This window comes from Paenibacillus sp. Root444D2, assembly GCF_001426375.1.
Classification (GTDB): domain Bacteria; phylum Bacillota; class Bacilli; order Paenibacillales; family NBRC-103111; genus Paenibacillus_E.
On the sequence record NZ_LMEO01000002.1, the window covers coordinates 167,642 to 182,832 of the forward strand.

Annotated in this window: 20 protein-coding genes; all 20 read right to left on the minus strand. The window is 44.5% G+C overall.

Features of this window, described 5'->3' with window-relative positions; genetic code table 11:
• Positions 1 to 82: 82 nt before the first annotated feature.
• Positions 83 to 355: an HU family DNA-binding protein gene (locus tag ASD40_RS02800; protein WP_029193008.1), complete on the minus strand. Its 273-nt coding sequence runs from the start codon at positions 353 to 355 to the stop codon at positions 83 to 85.
• 247 nt (positions 356 to 602) lie between these two features.
• On the minus strand, positions 603 to 2,081 hold the full coding sequence (gene spoIVA, locus ASD40_RS02805; protein ID WP_056614411.1) for a stage IV sporulation protein A: 1,479 nt from the start codon (positions 2,079 to 2,081) through the stop codon (positions 603 to 605).
• A 305-nt stretch (positions 2,082 to 2,386) separates the two neighbouring features.
• Positions 2,387 to 3,136, minus strand: a complete 750-nt coding sequence (locus tag ASD40_RS02810; RefSeq protein WP_057301814.1) for a hypothetical protein — start codon at positions 3,134 to 3,136, stop codon at positions 2,387 to 2,389.
• Positions 3,137 to 3,160: 24 nt separating this feature from the next.
• Positions 3,161 to 3,508 carry a 2Fe-2S iron-sulfur cluster-binding protein gene (locus ASD40_RS02815; RefSeq protein WP_057301815.1) on the minus strand — a complete coding sequence of 116 codons (348 nt, stop codon included), beginning with the start codon at positions 3,506 to 3,508 and terminating at the stop codon, positions 3,161 to 3,163.
• Positions 3,509 to 3,539: 31 nt separating this feature from the next.
• Complete coding sequence (locus ASD40_RS02820; protein WP_057301816.1) at positions 3,540 to 4,127, minus strand: hypothetical protein; 588 nt, start codon at positions 4,125 to 4,127, stop codon at positions 3,540 to 3,542.
• A 27-nt stretch (positions 4,128 to 4,154) separates the two neighbouring features.
• Positions 4,155 to 4,448 carry a 2Fe-2S iron-sulfur cluster-binding protein gene (locus ASD40_RS02825; RefSeq protein WP_057301817.1) on the minus strand — a complete coding sequence of 98 codons (294 nt, stop codon included), beginning with the start codon at positions 4,446 to 4,448 and terminating at the stop codon, positions 4,155 to 4,157.
• A gap of 21 nt (positions 4,449 to 4,469) precedes the next feature.
• Positions 4,470 to 4,649: a DUF2768 family protein gene (locus tag ASD40_RS02830; protein ID WP_056838054.1), complete on the minus strand. Its 180-nt coding sequence runs from the start codon at positions 4,647 to 4,649 to the stop codon at positions 4,470 to 4,472.
• 103 nt (positions 4,650 to 4,752) lie between these two features.
• Positions 4,753 to 5,034 (minus strand): stage VI sporulation protein F, encoded by a 282-nt coding sequence (locus ASD40_RS02835; RefSeq protein WP_057301818.1) that lies wholly within the window; start codon positions 5,032 to 5,034, stop codon positions 4,753 to 4,755.
• Between the two features lie 77 nt (positions 5,035 to 5,111).
• Complete coding sequence (locus ASD40_RS02840) at positions 5,112 to 6,155, minus strand: NAD(P)H-dependent glycerol-3-phosphate dehydrogenase (protein ID WP_057301819.1); 1,044 nt, start codon at positions 6,153 to 6,155, stop codon at positions 5,112 to 5,114.
• A gap of 126 nt (positions 6,156 to 6,281) precedes the next feature.
• Positions 6,282 to 6,884 (minus strand): glycerol-3-phosphate 1-O-acyltransferase PlsY, encoded by a 603-nt coding sequence (plsY, locus tag ASD40_RS02845; RefSeq protein ID WP_057301820.1) that lies wholly within the window; start codon positions 6,882 to 6,884, stop codon positions 6,282 to 6,284.
• Between the two features lie 13 nt (positions 6,885 to 6,897).
• Positions 6,898 to 8,223, minus strand: coding sequence for a ribosome biogenesis GTPase Der (gene der, locus ASD40_RS02850; protein WP_057301821.1), 1,326 nt, complete (start codon positions 8,221 to 8,223; stop codon positions 6,898 to 6,900).
• Positions 8,224 to 8,354: 131 nt separating this feature from the next.
• A complete protein-coding gene (locus ASD40_RS02855) occupies positions 8,355 to 8,534 on the minus strand; it encodes a capping complex subunit for YIEGIA (protein WP_057301822.1) in 180 nt (59 codons plus the stop codon).
• 6 nt (positions 8,535 to 8,540) lie between these two features.
• Complete coding sequence (locus tag ASD40_RS02860) at positions 8,541 to 9,446, minus strand: YIEGIA family protein (protein ID WP_057301823.1); 906 nt, start codon at positions 9,444 to 9,446, stop codon at positions 8,541 to 8,543.
• Positions 9,446 to 10,072: a YphA family membrane protein gene (locus ASD40_RS02865; RefSeq protein ID WP_057301824.1), complete on the minus strand. Its 627-nt coding sequence runs from the start codon at positions 10,070 to 10,072 to the stop codon at positions 9,446 to 9,448. Before ASD40_RS02865 ends, ASD40_RS02860 begins: the two co-directional genes overlap by 1 nt.
• Before the next feature lie 129 nt (positions 10,073 to 10,201).
• Positions 10,202 to 11,260, minus strand: a complete 1,059-nt coding sequence (fni, locus tag ASD40_RS02870; RefSeq protein WP_057301825.1) for a type 2 isopentenyl-diphosphate Delta-isomerase — start codon at positions 11,258 to 11,260, stop codon at positions 10,202 to 10,204.
• A gap of 29 nt (positions 11,261 to 11,289) precedes the next feature.
• Positions 11,290 to 12,594, minus strand: a complete 1,305-nt coding sequence (gene rpsA, locus ASD40_RS02875) for a 30S ribosomal protein S1 (protein WP_057301826.1) — start codon at positions 12,592 to 12,594, stop codon at positions 11,290 to 11,292.
• A 151-nt stretch (positions 12,595 to 12,745) separates the two neighbouring features.
• Positions 12,746 to 13,327 (minus strand): lysophospholipid acyltransferase family protein, encoded by a 582-nt coding sequence (locus tag ASD40_RS02880; protein WP_057301827.1) that lies wholly within the window; start codon positions 13,325 to 13,327, stop codon positions 12,746 to 12,748.
• 1 nt (position 13,328) lies between these two features.
• Complete coding sequence (gene cmk / locus ASD40_RS02885; RefSeq protein ID WP_057301828.1) at positions 13,329 to 14,012, minus strand: (d)CMP kinase; 684 nt, start codon at positions 14,010 to 14,012, stop codon at positions 13,329 to 13,331.
• Positions 14,013 to 14,151: 139 nt separating this feature from the next.
• Entirely contained in the window at positions 14,152 to 14,376 is a 225-nt protein-coding gene (locus ASD40_RS02890) for a hypothetical protein (RefSeq protein WP_057301829.1), read from the minus strand.
• Between the two features lie 69 nt (positions 14,377 to 14,445).
• Entirely contained in the window at positions 14,446 to 15,099 is a 654-nt protein-coding gene (locus tag ASD40_RS02895; protein ID WP_082562036.1) for a flagellar brake protein, read from the minus strand.
• Positions 15,100 to 15,191: the final 92 nt, after the last annotated feature.

Below are 15,191 nucleotides of genomic sequence, written 5' to 3' on the forward strand. Positions count from 1 at the left end.
TTAGCAATAAAGAAAGCCGCGACAGCTATTAGCGGTCACGGCTTTGTTGATATATAACGTTCAATAGTTATGTAAAACGCGATTATTGAATGCCATCTTTAAGTGCTTTACCAGGTTTGAAAGCTGGAATTTTGCTTGCTGGAATTTCGATTTCATCACCAGTCTGTGGATTACGTCCTTTACGAGCAGAACGTTCACGAACTTCAAAGTTACCGAATCCAACTAGTTGTACTTTATCTCCGCCTTGCAGCGCTTCGGAAATTGCATCAAAAACAGCATCAACTGCTTTAGTTGCATCTTTCTTGGAAAGCTCAGAGGTTTCAGCAACCTTGTTAATCAATTCAGATTTATTCATGCCATTCACCTCCCCCCAAGATTTCTCACTTCCGTTACTTCCTGTTTTCACCGTTTCTTCGGAAAATATACATTATCCAATGAAAAATCGTTGATTTTCTTAGTAAAAATGAACTTCGAAAGCAGACGAATAAATTTATAGTAATACACTCCGACAGCAATTTCAAGTATCGCTTTCCAATTTATGTGCATATTTCGGCTATTAAACGACAAAAAACACTCTTTTGAGTGTTTTTTTGTCTACATATTTACAAAATTATAGCAATCAAACCGCCAGATCCTTCGTTAATAATTCGGCCAAGCGTCTCTTGCAGTTTATAACGTGCATTGTCCGGCATCTGGGCAAGTTTCCCCTGAATCCCCTCACGAACAATCGAATGAAGCGATCTTCCGAATATATCGGACTCCCATATTTTAAGCGGATTATCTTCGAAATCCTGCATGAGATAGCGGACAAGCTCTTCACTTTGCTTCTCCGTACCGATAATTGGTGAAAACTCCGACTCAACATCCACACGAATCATATGAATAGACGGCGCTGTTGCCCGTAAACGGACTCCGAACCTAGATCCTTGACGGATTAGCTCCGGCTCATCCAAAGCCATCTCAGCGAGCGTCGGAGGCGCTATACCATAGCCTGTTGTTTTCACCATTTCGAGCGCTTCGGCGAATTGATCATATTCTCGTTTCGCATGCGTGAAATCCTGCATCAACTGAAGCAGATGATCTTTGCCGCGAATTTCAACCCCGACAACTTCGACCAGTATGCGGTCGTATAACTCATCAGGCGCAAACAGGTCAATCTCCGCTACACCTTGCCCCATATTAAGTCCAGCCAAAGCGGCTTTATCAATGAACTCATATTCGGCGAATTGGCTGACAACACGATCAACGTCGCGCAAGCGTCTAATATCTTGAACCGTATCTCGTACGGAAGCTTCGAATTGAGTCCGCAGCCAATGATTCTCGTCCAGAACCATCACCCAGCTTGGTAAGTTCACGTTCACTTCATGAACAGGGAACTCGTAGAGCACTTCGCGCAGCACAGAGACCATTTCCTCTTCGCCTGCACTTGCTACACTCATTGTCACAACAGGGACGTCGTAGCGGCTTTGCAGCTCGCTGCGCAGTTCAAGCGCAGGCTCACTATTCGGTTTCTGTGAATTAATGATGACAATGAACGGTTTGCCTACTTCTTTCAGCTCATTAATGACTCTTTCCTCTGCCAACACGTACGAAGACCTCGGAATATCAGAAATCGTACCATCGGTAGTTACAACAACTCCGAGTGTCGAATGCTCCTGAATGACCTTGCGTGTTCCAATTTCAGCTGCTTCCTGGAATGGAATCGGTTCATCGAACCAAGGTGTATTAATCATCCGCGGTCCATTCTCGTCTTCATAGCCTTTGGCGCCATCGACTGCGTAACCTACACAATCAACAAGGCGAACATTCACATTCAGCCCCTCGGCCACCGAAATTTGGACCGCCGTATTCGGTACGAATTTCGGCTCCGTTGTCATAATCGTGCGGCCAGCAGCGCTCTGCGGGAGTTCATCGGTAGCCCGGATCCTATCCGCTTCACTTTGAATGTTAGGAAGCACTACAGATTCCACAAAACGCTTAATAAAGGTTGATTTTCCTGTCCGGACCGCTCCGACAACCCCCAGGTAAATGTCCCCTCCCGTTCGTTCTGCAATGTCCTTAAAGATATCCACTTTCTCCAAGAGAATCCCTCCTACAGTTTGGTCGTCAACTGACTCTTGTGACGGTAACAATTGACTACTCGTACATTCATTTGGACTAGTAAGAAATATATGTACTTTCGATAGAAATATGATAGATGCGTATAATCTTTTTTTTGCCGCTCATATTTTATGAAGCACATACGGCTTTCCTTATAGAACCATATTTAGCGGACCTTTGAACCAAGATCAAAGTCTCACCACATTGAAAAAATATATGATTGACTTGTATTGGTTATTCTGAAAATCTAAAAAAACCTCTTACAGATTTCTGTAAGAGGTCGCGTCTATTCTTTAGTCTGAGGCATTGGCTGATTCTTTTGCCATAAATACGGGTTGCTGCGAATAGGCACGAAATAAGATTTACTCACGAGAATCTCTCGTAAATCACGATCTGACTTCAAGGAGCTTTCTAACGAATTGCTTTGGATAAGCTGCATAATATCCATCGCATAATCAATCGTTACATCTCCTGTTTGCTTGTTCACCAAATAGGTTATGAAATTTTTACGATTATAAACGGACTTGATCTCGGGAGATTTCATGCCAAGCTTATCAAAATCAACATAATCAAATTCTTCATTAATAGCAATGCCCTGAGGCAGGTTACCATCATGTTTCACCTTATAATCATTAATCTTCTTTTGGACATCCTCCACACTTTGATAAGCAGATAAATCCATCAGCTTAACCAATGGCTTTGTTTCCACATCAACCAGCACGTAAATAAAAATGCCGCCGCTTTCGAACGCGTTTGCTGGAACCGTACTTAACAGATTCGTTTTTTTCAATTTGCCAAAATCGATCACATATTTCTCATAGAGGGGTGTTGTCATATCACTATTCTTGATCGGAAGAACGCCGTTCTTTTCGTGGTAAAGATCAATGGCCTGCTGAACAACGGTTATGAACTCAGCTGGATTAATTTGATTCTCTTTACGCATTTCCTTAGGGTAAGCACAACCACTGAGAAGAAGGACTAAACAAAGAGTGATACCTACCCATCTACCATGTAAAAGGCTTCGAGCTATTTTCACGACATAATCATCCTATCTTTTTTTCTAAAATAAGTCGTCTTCCTCCGCCTGCCTCGCAAGTTGGGCACGTATGGCAGCCTTAAGAGGGTCTTCTGGCACCGTTACCTGCACCGAGCCAATCACACGGGCTTGACAAGCAAGTCGATAGCCCTCCTCAGCTTGAGTGCCTAGTTTTAACCGTTCATTCACATTCATAGGTGCGAGGCCCCTTAAATCACTAACCTTGACCTTACACATCAGGCAAGCCGCCTTGCCATCACAACGGGTACGTATGTGAACTTTAGCTTTGCGCCCTGCATCCAGCAAGGTCGTTCCCGCTCGAACACTTATTTTTTTGTCATCGGGCCAAAAATGCACTTCTGATCCATTCATCGCGTCCACCTTCTGTTAGGCTATCCTCCTGCTATTTGCTTGAATCTATCAACCGTTCCAGCTTCCGCTCAAACTCACTTCCCCAGCGATTTCTTTGTATTAAATCACTTAACGCCTGCATATGCAGCTCTGGAAAAGCTTTCATGGTTTTCGCAATAGCTTCATAGCGATCAGGCCGATTACGAAGTAAATTAAAGAGGAGTTCATGGGCTAACGGCATCATTTTAACTTCCTGTTCGTTGATTCTGACCGAATGGCTATGGTTTTCCCAAAGATATGTAGCTTCCACCTGGTAAGAAGAATGCAGGGCATTGACCTTAAAATCACCAACGACTTCCACAGCATTTCCATCGATCAGATAATGACTTAGGATTGAAGCATAAATAGGAGTTTTACTATAAATCGGTGTATCCACCGAATAATCTAATAAGGAAGAATGTATAGCAGTTACATCGTTGTCATCTACATAGATGTCCAGATCTCTTGGACTTCTCCCAATATCTACTTTTTGTAAAAGCAGTCCGCAGCTTCCACCGATGAGCCATCGTACGTCTGGAACTTGCAATAATTGTGTATGGATGGTTGTAATCGTTGGTAGTAACGGCTCCAGCAGGACCAAAATGCCCACACCCTTCAGGCAGAAATTTTAGAAATAAGGCTTATGTGTTACGGAAATATGACCAGATTGCTTCACTACACACTGGCAAGCTAACCGAAAGCCCTGCTTGATCTCCTCAGGCTCCAAACGGCTCTCTTCTTCATCCGAAGGTAATGATAACAGTTCCCGGCCTGAAGCTACATAACAACGGCATCTGGCGCAAGTACCCCGTGTACATGAAAATCCCCAGTCCAAATCTTCTTTGAGCGCGTGGTCCAGAATCGTTAATCCGGTAACCGGCTCTATCGTTTTCTGCGTTTTGCGTGTTTTCAATTCTAACATTGATATCTCGCCTCCAGGTTGCTAAAACAAAGATAGCAGCATGTAAAGTAAAATTGGAATAAATAGAAAAAAAGCAATCACGGATAATACAACACGAAGAGCTCCTGTGGTTCGAGTTCTTGCGTAAGAGATTAATAATGACGCGACTACCATGAGTCCGATCGCCACGAATGATGCCCACATTTTGTCTAAACTTGACATAATCTTAACTCCTTATGTATAAATCATTCAAATTGATCACCAGTAAGTATAGCATAGGATGAGAAAAAAAGCATAAAGGGGAACTTTTCTCCCCTTCATGCTTTTATTTTTTACCCATCATCATGTTCATTAATTGCTGCATATTATTGGAATCCAGTTTACTGCTTTTGACTGCCTGAATGATATCATTGATGGTTTCTTCAGATACCTTCACGTTCACTAAACCAGAAACTTGTTTGATGAGTTGGCGAAGTTGAGTTTCGCTTTGCAGGGTAGAAGGTTTCACACCGTTGGCAATCTTCTCGATATCTTTCGCTGTAACGGATTTACCCGTCTTCTTTTTCACCACATTTAATACGTCTTTCGAGATATCCTTATTCGACAAATGTGCCGCCTCCCTATACCTTTGGATGACTGGATCTTCTAAGGTATAGTATGAATGCGGAGAGAATGTGGTGTAGGCTACTTCAACACATTTGTTGCTGAGCCGGTGGCAACTTCTTCAATCTCATGGGTTCTGACGCGCCCCATCAGATCTTGTGCAGCTAGCTGAGGCGACTTCCCATCGAAAAGAACGTTGTATAACTCATCTGTAATCGGCATAGTTACGTCAAATCTACGGGACAACTCATAGGCAGCTTTCGTTGTCTTCACGCCTTCTACGACCATTCCCATCTCTTTGAGAACCTCGCTCAGGGGGATACCATTTGCTAACTTGTTGCCGGCACGCCAATTCCTGCTATGTTGGCTCGTACAAGTCACGATCAAATCGCCAATCCCTGCTAAGCCGGAAAATGTAAGTGGATTGGCTCCCATAGCCGTACCTAGACGTGCAATCTCAGCCAAGCCCCTCGTCATTAGAGCAGCCTTTGCATTATCACCAAAGCCTAGGCCATCGGTCAGACCTGCGCCTAGCGCAATAATGTTCTTAAGCGCCCCTCCAACCTCCACTCCGGCAACATCCGGATTCGTGTAGACGCGGAAGTAGGAATTAATCAGCAAATCCTGTGCCGCTTCTGCCGCTTTAAGGTCCTGGGCAGCAACCACGACAGTCGTCGGACATTTACGAATAACTTCCTCGGCATGACTTGGACCGGAAAGTACGACAAGCCGCTTGGGATCTATCTCTGGAAGCTCATCGGCAAGAACCTCGGTCATACGCTTTAACGTTCCCGTTTCAAAGCCTTTGGTTGCATGAACCACTAAAGTATCCTTCTTCAAAAAAGGGCGCATCCGTGACGCTACTTCGCGCATGCCTGCTGAAGGTACGACCATAATGATCGCATCAGCATCCTCTACCGCTTCCTGCAGCGAGTTGGTCGCTACGATTAGCGGCGATAGCTCCACATCTTGAAGAAAGCGGCTGTTGCGATGTTTCTCATTTATTTCTTTAACCTGATCCTCATTACGAGACCATAAAAGCACTTGTTTCCCATTATCCGCCAGTACCGAGGCAAGTGCCGTCCCCCAACTTCCAGCTACTAGGACCGATACTTTGTTTGACAAGGTTACTCCTCCTAAAAGTTTTGCTTTAGCAAAACTGGCATCGTAAGCATTAACTGAGTTTTCGTAGAAAACTTGCTTTCGTAAGCATTGCTGAGTTTTCGTAGAAAACTGGCATCTTTCGCATAGCTAAGCCCTTTTCTGACCCAGCTTGTTCTCTTTACCTTGAATGAGCTTCACAATATTCGTACGATGGCGCATAAAGGCAAATGCACATAGCAAGATACTAATCCACAAAATTGGTAAAGGTCGGTCCATTCCCCAAATAAGAAAAGGTAAAAGTGCAGTAAGAATAAGGGAACCGAGCGATACGAATCTAGTGACCGCAATAATGACGATAGCAGTTAAACCAGCAATTAATGTCGGAATGAAGCAAAGGGTCGCCATAACACCGATGGTCGTTGCGATACCTTTTCCGCCTCGGAAGCCGAAGTATATGGGCCAATTATGTCCGACGATGGCTGCTAGCCCACATAATACACGAATCCAGATGTCATCGGGTCCGGGAGCTGCCCATGTTCCAATCCACACGGCAGCAACTCCCTTTAAAGCATCAAGCAAGAGAACTACGATGGCAGGTCCCTTACCCAGAACACGAAGCGTATTTGTCGCCCCCGCATTGCCACTCCCATGTTTGCGGATATCAATGCCTTTGAACCATTTTCCGAATAAATAACTAAAGCTTATGGAGCCTAACAAATAACCCACTACAATTGTTATTATCGAAAGCAATGCACAACATCTCCTATTCTTTGTCCGATGATTTCCTACGGCTTAAGATACGAATCGGGGTTCCTTCAAATCCGAAGGCAGCACGAATCTTGTTATCCAAGTACCGTTCATATGAAAAGTGCATGAGCTCAGGCTCATTCACGAAGAGCACAAAGACAGGAGGCTTAACAGCAACTTGTGTCACATAGTTAATACGCAGTCTTTTACCTTTATCCGTAGGAGGCGGATTGTAGGCTACTGCATCCGAAACAACATCATTGAGAAGATGTGTTTGTACACGAAGAGAATGATTCTCAGCAACTTGAATAATGACAGGCAACAGCTTGTGCAAGCGTTGAGTTGTTTTGGCCGAGACAAATACAATTGGCGCGTAACTTAAAAACAAGAAGTGATCGCGAATGGTTTGTGTAAAATGCTGCATCGTTTTATCGTCTTTATCGACGATATCCCATTTATTTACGACAATCACGATCGCTTTTCCTGCTTCATGCGCATAACCGGCAATATGCTTGTCCTGATCGATAATGCCCTCTTGACCGTCGATAACGACGAGCACAACATCAGCACGTTCAATCGCTTTCATGGCACGCATGACGCTATATTTCTCCGTGTTCTCGTAGACTTTACCTCTTTTACGCATTCCCGCCGTATCAATAATGACAAACTTTTGTCCATCCCGTTCAAATGGCGTATCGATCGCATCACGCGTCGTTCCTGCCACTTCACTAACGATTACCCGTTCTTCGCCAAGAATGGCATTCGTCATCGAAGATTTCCCAACATTCGGGCGACCGATCAGGGCAAATTTAATAACCTCTTCGCCGTATTCATCGTCTTTTTTATCGGGAAACAAGTTGCAAACAACTTCAAGTAAATCACCGATTCCGATTCCGTGAGAACCTGAAATCCCTACTGGATCACCGAAGCCTAATGAGTAAAATTCATAAATATCATCTTGACGCGCAAGATTATCTACTTTGTTAACAGCAAGTACGATCGGTTTTTTAGAGCGGAATAACAATTGGGCAACTTCTTCATCTGATGGTGTTACGCCCGCTTTGGCATCGACCATAAAAACAATGACATCCGCCTCTTCAATAGCAAGCTCAGCTTGAATACGAACTGATTTGAGGATCGCATCCTCCCCATCAATTTCAATACCACCTGTGTCAATGACACTGAATGATGTATTGAGCCATTCTCCTACGCCATATAATCGATCACGTGTAACCCCCGGTTTATCTTCCACAATCGCAAGACGATCGCCTACGATCCGATTGAAAATGGTGGACTTACCGACATTCGGTCGGCCTACAATTGCAAGTACAGGTCTAGCCACTACTCATTCACTCCTTCGAATTCCATGATCAGCCATGGAAAAATACGCAACTTACATCATAACAAAAAAGACACGACTTGGCTAATCTCATTTGAGACTCCGCATGATAACAAGCGGGCACACCAGCTATTTCAGGTATGCTTGACCAAAATCATTGTGCCATTTTTCAAATCGTGGGCATTAGCATCCAAAATCTTTTCAAGAGTAAAAGAGACTCTTTCGAGCTCATCTTCCTTATCCACAACGAAGATTGGAGCACCGCCACCTATTCGTTCCTTCGTCAAGGTTACAACAGCAAGGATTTGCGACATCCCGATTTAGGCCTCCTTCTTTTTGTTTACACCCGCTTCAGACGGCATTCGAACAGCACTTTCCAACACGGGTACCCGATGAAGAGCAGTATACGTTTTCTCTACATCTTTCTCCTGTAGGAGGAGCAGTATGGCTATCGTGCCTGTATTCATATCCAGTTTTGCCATCGGACGCAAGGAAGGCTCTCCTTCATCTCGGTAAGCACCAAACAGGGTTGAAATATCATGAAGAATAGCTTGTCTTTGGCCTAAATGAGCTAGCGTTACGCGGGCATTGCGATTTTTGGGTTTAATTAAGAAACCAAGCCCGTGTTCAAGTATTTTTTCGCGGCTGTCTGCGAGTCCAACATTCATGATATAAACCGATCCGACGAACAAATCCGGTCCATCCATCCGAATATCGACGTGTTCAATGTCTGCAATTTTCGCTAGTTTGTTACCTGCTTTGAAATAGTTAGCAATCCAAATGGACACAACCCCGGCAACGATCCCCCAATACCAAGCAAATAGAATACTGAATAACGAAGCAAGAAATGCTGAGAAAATAACGAGGTAATTTCTTCCTTCAAATACCATCGCTATTCCTTCAATATATGCCGCTCCCCGTGGAACTAACTCTAACTCATCAACTTTGGATAGACTTTGTCTTTCCATATTTCGCACATCTCGAAACTGTTGAGCGGCTAGCGATAAGAAAGTAACAGCCGTATAATTTTTGTCCAGTAAAGCAGGAACAGCTACTGCTCCTAGTCCTGCTGCGATGACACCAAGGGAAATATGTATAATCTTACCATGAGGATAGGTCGGATATTGCCTGTAGTCCGTTCTTAGCATATTCAAACGCGCCAGAATGCCAAAAATAACCCCTACGACGATACCTATCGTATAACGATGCGAATAGAACCAATCCATTACTTCTTCCAGCCTCCTCTTCGGTCCATCCAACTGCGAATGATACTCCGACAGCCGTTATAAGCAGATTGAAGGATGATGGTCATCGTTCTTGCCGCAAAAACAGATAGCCACCATTGGTCTTGAAAAGTCGCCTTACCGACACGATAGTAGCCATCTACCGGATGAATTCCCGCCTGATACATATCTCCAAGTAAGTAGCCAATCGAGAGTGCCGCGATCTGCTCCCATGCACTACGTTGTAACACAAGAGCTACAACAGCAAGCAATAAAGCCGTATCCCACTCCGAGTTACGAACGATAAGGATGGGGTCCATCTCAAGAAGCTGCTGCAGCAAGAAATGAAGGGAACCTAATAAAAGGCCGATCGACAGTAAATGAAGCTTATGTATGAATCCTTTTGTCTTATAGAGAATAGCCAGGCTGATGAGCAGAACCCAGACATAAACGAGTCCCACTTGAACATGTTGAATCGTTAAGGTAAACCTGGAAAAGACAATCCATGAGACAAAAAAAAGAAGCATGCCCTTGTGCGATATACTTCTGATGTACAGTTCCTTCCATCCGCTGGCGAATAAGATCAACGTGATACTAAGGAGAATTAGAGACAAATAGCCGGAGTTCATAATCGTACCACCCTACCATGCATAGGCGATCAGGTGGCAATTGCCACCGACCTGCCTGCGGATCTTCAGGCTACCACTCCAACTTAACGAGGGAAGCACCGCCTGATCTATAGTATGGCAATATTTCGATTATTTACTCTGGCTGGCTCTTTCTGCATATGAAGTTAAATTAATACCTCTAGCCCTGCACCATTCTGCCGTTTCGCCTATAATGACAACTGGACAATTTCCCAATGCCTGAATCGTATTAGCGCCTAGCGCTGTCATAATTAGAATAAGTCCTTGATGAAGCTCATCAGCAAAATGGTGGAGCGCATCGACTCCCTCACTGCGTAAAACCCTCAAGAATGCGCCAGCCATGCCAACCCCTGAAGCACCAAGGGATAACGCTTTGGCCGCTTCCAAAGCGTTCGTTATACCGCCAGAGGCAATAACTCCGCCTCGCGGATAAACCGAGAGTGCCTCTAACAGGGCAATGCTGGTTGGTGTGCCCCAATCGTTCAGCCACTCCAAAGCCGCTGGACGTCTGGCATTCTCAATGGCGGCGAAATTCGTGCCGCCCGAGCCGCCAACATCCAAAAAGCGGACACCGATGTCCTGCAATTGTTTGGCGTTATCCTTCAAGATACCAAAGCCAACTTCTTTTACGATGACGGGTACCTGTACATGCCGAACAATAGCTTCAATGCGGCTGAGCATGCCCACAAAGCTGCGATCCCCTTCTGGCATAATGAGCTCCTGCATGACATTCAAATGAATTTGAAGCGCATTCGCTTCAATCATATCGACGGCGCGGACTGCTTGCTCCGTAGTTGCCTCGCTGCCCAAATTCGCGAACACGATCCCTTTGGGATTTTCGCGGCGAACAACTTGATAGCTCGATGCAACCTCACTGTTTTTAATTGCTGACATCTGGGAACCAACGGCCATAGCCATGCCCTTTTCCCTTGCCAAGATGGCCAAATCGCGATTAATGCTTTCCGTCTCCTGAGCGCCGCCCGTCATTGCATTAATTAAAATCGGCGAACTCATAATGAGATCGCCGATTTCAGTAGTTAATGCTATTTGATCCGTCGAAGTCTCAGGTAGACAGTTATGCACAAGCTTGATATCCGACAGCCCTTGCTGCCGTGATTGGCCAAGCTCCAGCGCGTAATGGACATGCTCCATTTTGCGTGAGATGCGCATTCTTATGGTCCTCCTAAGCGTCGTATCATTTACTTTTTGAATTTGGAAAGTTTATCGCCAAAACGCTCGCCAAGTGTCATGGACAGACCTTGATTGCTCAAGGATACATTCTCATTACCAGCAATCTCTTTTTGGTGACTTGCGCTGTTCCCGCGGTCACGATCGCCTCTTGGTTGTCTTTCTCTGTCTGGTTTAGAAGCAGACGGAGACGCTGCACCAGCCGGAGCTTCTGGAGCTTCCTCTGTATCTTTAATGCTTAAGCTAACGCGTTTCTCAGCTGTATTGATTTCCAAGATTTTCACTTGAACTTCTTGGCCTTCTTTCAATACTTCATGCGGAGTACCAATGTGACGGTGTGCAATTTGGGAAATATGCACAAGACCTTCAACACCAGGAGCCACTTCAACGAATGCGCCGAAAGCTGCAAGACGTTTCACTGTACCTGTTACGATATCGCCTGCTTTGAATTCACGATCAACATTGGACCAAGGACCTTCTTGAGTTGCTTTGATGCTCAAGCTGATTTTATCATTGGAAGGATCAAGCTTAAGGATTTGCACTTTCACTTTATCGCCTTCTTTGACTACGTCAGAAGCTTGTTCTACATGGTGCCAAGCAAGCTCGGAGATGTGTACAAGTCCGTCGATACCACCGATATCAATAAACGCACCGAATTGTGTCAAGCGTTGAACAGTACCATCTAGTACTTGACCAACTTGAAGACCTTCGATGATTTTCTTTTTGTTAGCTTCGAATTCTTCATCTAGAACATCTTTTTGAGACAAGATCACTTTGTTTTTCTCGCGATCGATTTCTTTCACACGAAGACGCAATGTGCGGCCTTTGTAAGAGGAGAAATCTTCAACGAATTGACGCTCAACCATTGAAGCAGGTACGAAACCACGTACGCCAATATCCACAACTAGTCCGCCTTTTACAACTTCAGATACAGCAGCTTCAATGATTTCTTTGCTATCCAGCTGACCTTGCAGTGACTCCCATACTTTGCTGTTGTCAACAACACGTTTGGAAAGAACCAATGTTTCTTTCGCATCATTGATTGAAACAACTTTCAATTCAACTTCTTGTCCAAGCAATGTTGCTTCTGCGTCGGAAGAAAGCTCACGAACTGGGATAACACCATCGTATTTGTAACCGATATCCACGAAGGCTTGATCTGCGTCTACCTTAACAATTTTACCTTTAACGGTAGCGCCTTTCTTCAGCACAGCAACGTTGTTAAGAGCGTGCTCAGCTTCTGCTTGCGATACGGCTGTTTCTTGTGTTTCTTGTACTTCTTGCGTTTGATCTTCAACTTTTACTTCATCTGACATGGGATTACCCTCCTCTAATTACAACCAACAATAAATAATTTATAAGTCACAAAGCAGTATTGTAAGCTTCTACTCTGTTTCAAACAAAACAATAACTTCCATTCGCTTTAAAGATAGTATAATTCCAAGCTTTCGATTCCATACATTCTTGTTAACCTTTGCTATAAGCAGTATGTAATCGGCGAATTTCTTTCATAATAGCTTCCGTTGCCTGCTCCAAATCTTCGGAGCTTGCAGCTGCATATGCACTTAGGTCAAGCGGTTTTCCATATACAATCGTCATGCTGCGGAATAAGGAATAATTGCCTATAATAGCCACCGGAACTACGGTAGCTCCAGATTTGAGTGCAAGACTGGCTGCGCCCTTCTTGCCCATACCTCCGGCGTTGTTCCGCGATCCTTCTGGGAAAACGCCCAACATGTTACCATCGCGAAGCAATTGCACCGCAAGTCGGATCGATTCTCTGCTAACGCCACCGCGTTTCACAGGGAAAGCACCGACTCTAGAAATAATGGAACCCAACACAGGGATATCAAACAGCTCGGCCTTCGCCATGAAATGAACCATACGCTTAAGCGGAGTTCCTAACAATGGCGGATCCAACAAACTTGTATGATTTCCGCAAAGCACGACTGCTCCATGTGTAGGGACATTCTCCATCCCTAATGCCCGCATACGGAAAAACAAGGTAAAAATAAAACGAAATAAGGCCCTCCCGATGCGATAAAGCATCTTATTTGCCACCTCCGACTTTGTCTTTGCAAAGCCCAAGTATTTCGTCCACAACTTCCTCAATGGTCATTGAAGTACTGTCCATTAAAACAGCATCATGAGCTCGTCTAAGCGGTGAAATCTCTCTATCTTGGTCCAGTTGATCGCGACGAGCAATGTCCTGTTCCAGTTCGGAGAGCGTTAGGGTACAAGTTCCGCTGTTTTGCATCTCTTTGAATCGACGCTCTGCTCTTTCCTTTACGCTAGCTGTCAGAAAAACTTTAATTTCAGCGTCAGGCATAACATGAGTACCGATGTCGCGGCCATCCATGACTACGCCTTTGGATATAGCCATTTGCTTCTGAAGTGTGACCAGGAGCTGGCGTATAGCTCCATAGCTAGCGATTTGGGAGACATGATCCGTTATGGCTGTCGTACGAATTTCTTTGGTCACATCGACGCCATCTACGAAAACTTGTTGTCCTTCTTCGCGAGGAATGAGCTCAATCTGCATGCGATTCGCCAAAGCAGCCACTTCTTGTTCTTGATCAGGTAGCAGCCCTTCTTGCTGTACTTTCCACGTTACTGCCCGATACATGGCGCCTGTATCCACGTAAACGAAACCAAGTGCCCCAGCAACTAGCCGCGCAATGGTACTTTTACCGGCTCCAGCAGGACCATCTATGGCAATATTGAACTTTTCCAAGCTGCTGTTCCTCCTAACAATACCTCACAGTACCTTACGAACAAAAAAGCAGGCACTGCCTGCTAATTAATTGAAATTATAGCACATTAAATAGGCATATGCAAAACTTGGACGTATATTAGATTACAATTAGATGTGCCTAAGAGCGCTCTTCCTTCTCTTTTTGAGGCCATACGTAGGGCTTTCCCTCTAGTGGTTCAACACGGGTAAAATGCTTACGTATGTAAGGAATTTGCAGCATCGCTTGAACACATATAAGTAAAACGAAAAATACGAGCGTTGTCCGAATGATCACCTTCTCTACCTTCGCAGAAAAGAGGATAAACAGCTGCTCGTATGACTTATGCTCCTCATCCCTTGACATGAGATGCCCCACCTGCTCACATTGACATATTGTTTGGTAGTATGCCCATGCAGGTGAAATCTCATGCGTTTAGCGCTTACGGAAATCCATCTGTCTCTCGAAGCAAAAACGAATTAGTTTCTGACGTTCACGATCGGCTATATCCGTAAATCTAATCATAGCCAATTGCTTGCCAGACTCGAGCTGTTTAACGCGGACAACCTCGCCAGTAAACGGAATATGCTCAATATTACCATTCTTAAATGGTGCAAGAACCCAACATGAAATAATTGCATTCATTCCGATAGGGATATGCGCCTCACAGATAAACGAGATCCCGCCACCACCAACATCATCTGTCACGCCAATGAATTGAATTTGGTCTGACAATTTAACGGCAATTTCAAGTTCCGCCAGAACCCTAAGGAAGCTTCTGCGTTGAACTTGCGTTATGGCTTCAGGCTCGGGTTTACGCAGTTCCACTAAGCGAATCACATCTTCTCTGAAACCTGTAACCGAAGTTGTGAAATAGTGCTTTACTCCGCCCTGACCTAAAAAGAATGTGCTTAATTCATCACCTTGATACAGCTTCTTGAGTCGGCCTGTTTTCTCATTCAGCGGGATCTCTATGGCGATCACACTATCCGTCACGTCAGCAATTCTTGACTTGTACTCAATTTTGGACTCTTCATCGTCGATGCTATTCACATGCATATGTAATATCTGGTTGACTTTAGGAAGCAATCTCTGCACCTCCGAGACGTAATATGTCTTAATTATACCAATGACCTATTAATTATGATAGCAAAAAAAAGAAGCTAGGATTGAACCTGCTT

Coding starts and splice junctions, on each gene's coding strand:
- ASD40_RS02800 (WP_029193008.1), bottom strand. CDS start 355: ATGAATAAATCTGAATTGATTAACAAGGTTGCTGAAACCTCTGAGCTT.
- ASD40_RS02815 (WP_057301815.1), bottom strand. CDS start 3,508: ATGAATGGATCAGAAGTGCATTTTTGGCCCGATGACAAAAAAATAAGT.
- ASD40_RS02825 (WP_057301817.1), bottom strand. CDS start 4,448: ATGTTAGAATTGAAAACACGCAAAACGCAGAAAACGATAGAGCCGGTT.
- ASD40_RS02830 (WP_056838054.1), bottom strand. CDS start 4,649: ATGTCAAGTTTAGACAAAATGTGGGCATCATTCGTGGCGATCGGACTC.
- ASD40_RS02855 (WP_057301822.1), bottom strand. CDS start 8,534: ATGTCGCAAATCCTTGCTGTTGTAACCTTGACGAAGGAACGAATAGGT.
- ASD40_RS02860 (WP_057301823.1), bottom strand. CDS start 9,446: ATGGATTGGTTCTATTCGCATCGTTATACGATAGGTATCGTCGTAGGG.
- ASD40_RS02865 (WP_057301824.1), bottom strand. CDS start 10,072: ATGAACTCCGGCTATTTGTCTCTAATTCTCCTTAGTATCACGTTGATC.
- fni (WP_057301825.1), bottom strand. CDS start 11,260: ATGCGCATCTCACGCAAAATGGAGCATGTCCATTACGCGCTGGAGCTT.
- rpsA (WP_057301826.1), bottom strand. CDS start 12,594: ATGTCAGATGAAGTAAAAGTTGAAGATCAAACGCAAGAAGTACAAGAA.
- ASD40_RS02880 (WP_057301827.1), bottom strand. CDS start 13,327: ATGCTTTATCGCATCGGGAGGGCCTTATTTCGTTTTATTTTTACCTTG.
- ASD40_RS02890 (WP_057301829.1), bottom strand. CDS start 14,376: ATGTCAAGGGATGAGGAGCATAAGTCATACGAGCAGCTGTTTATCCTC.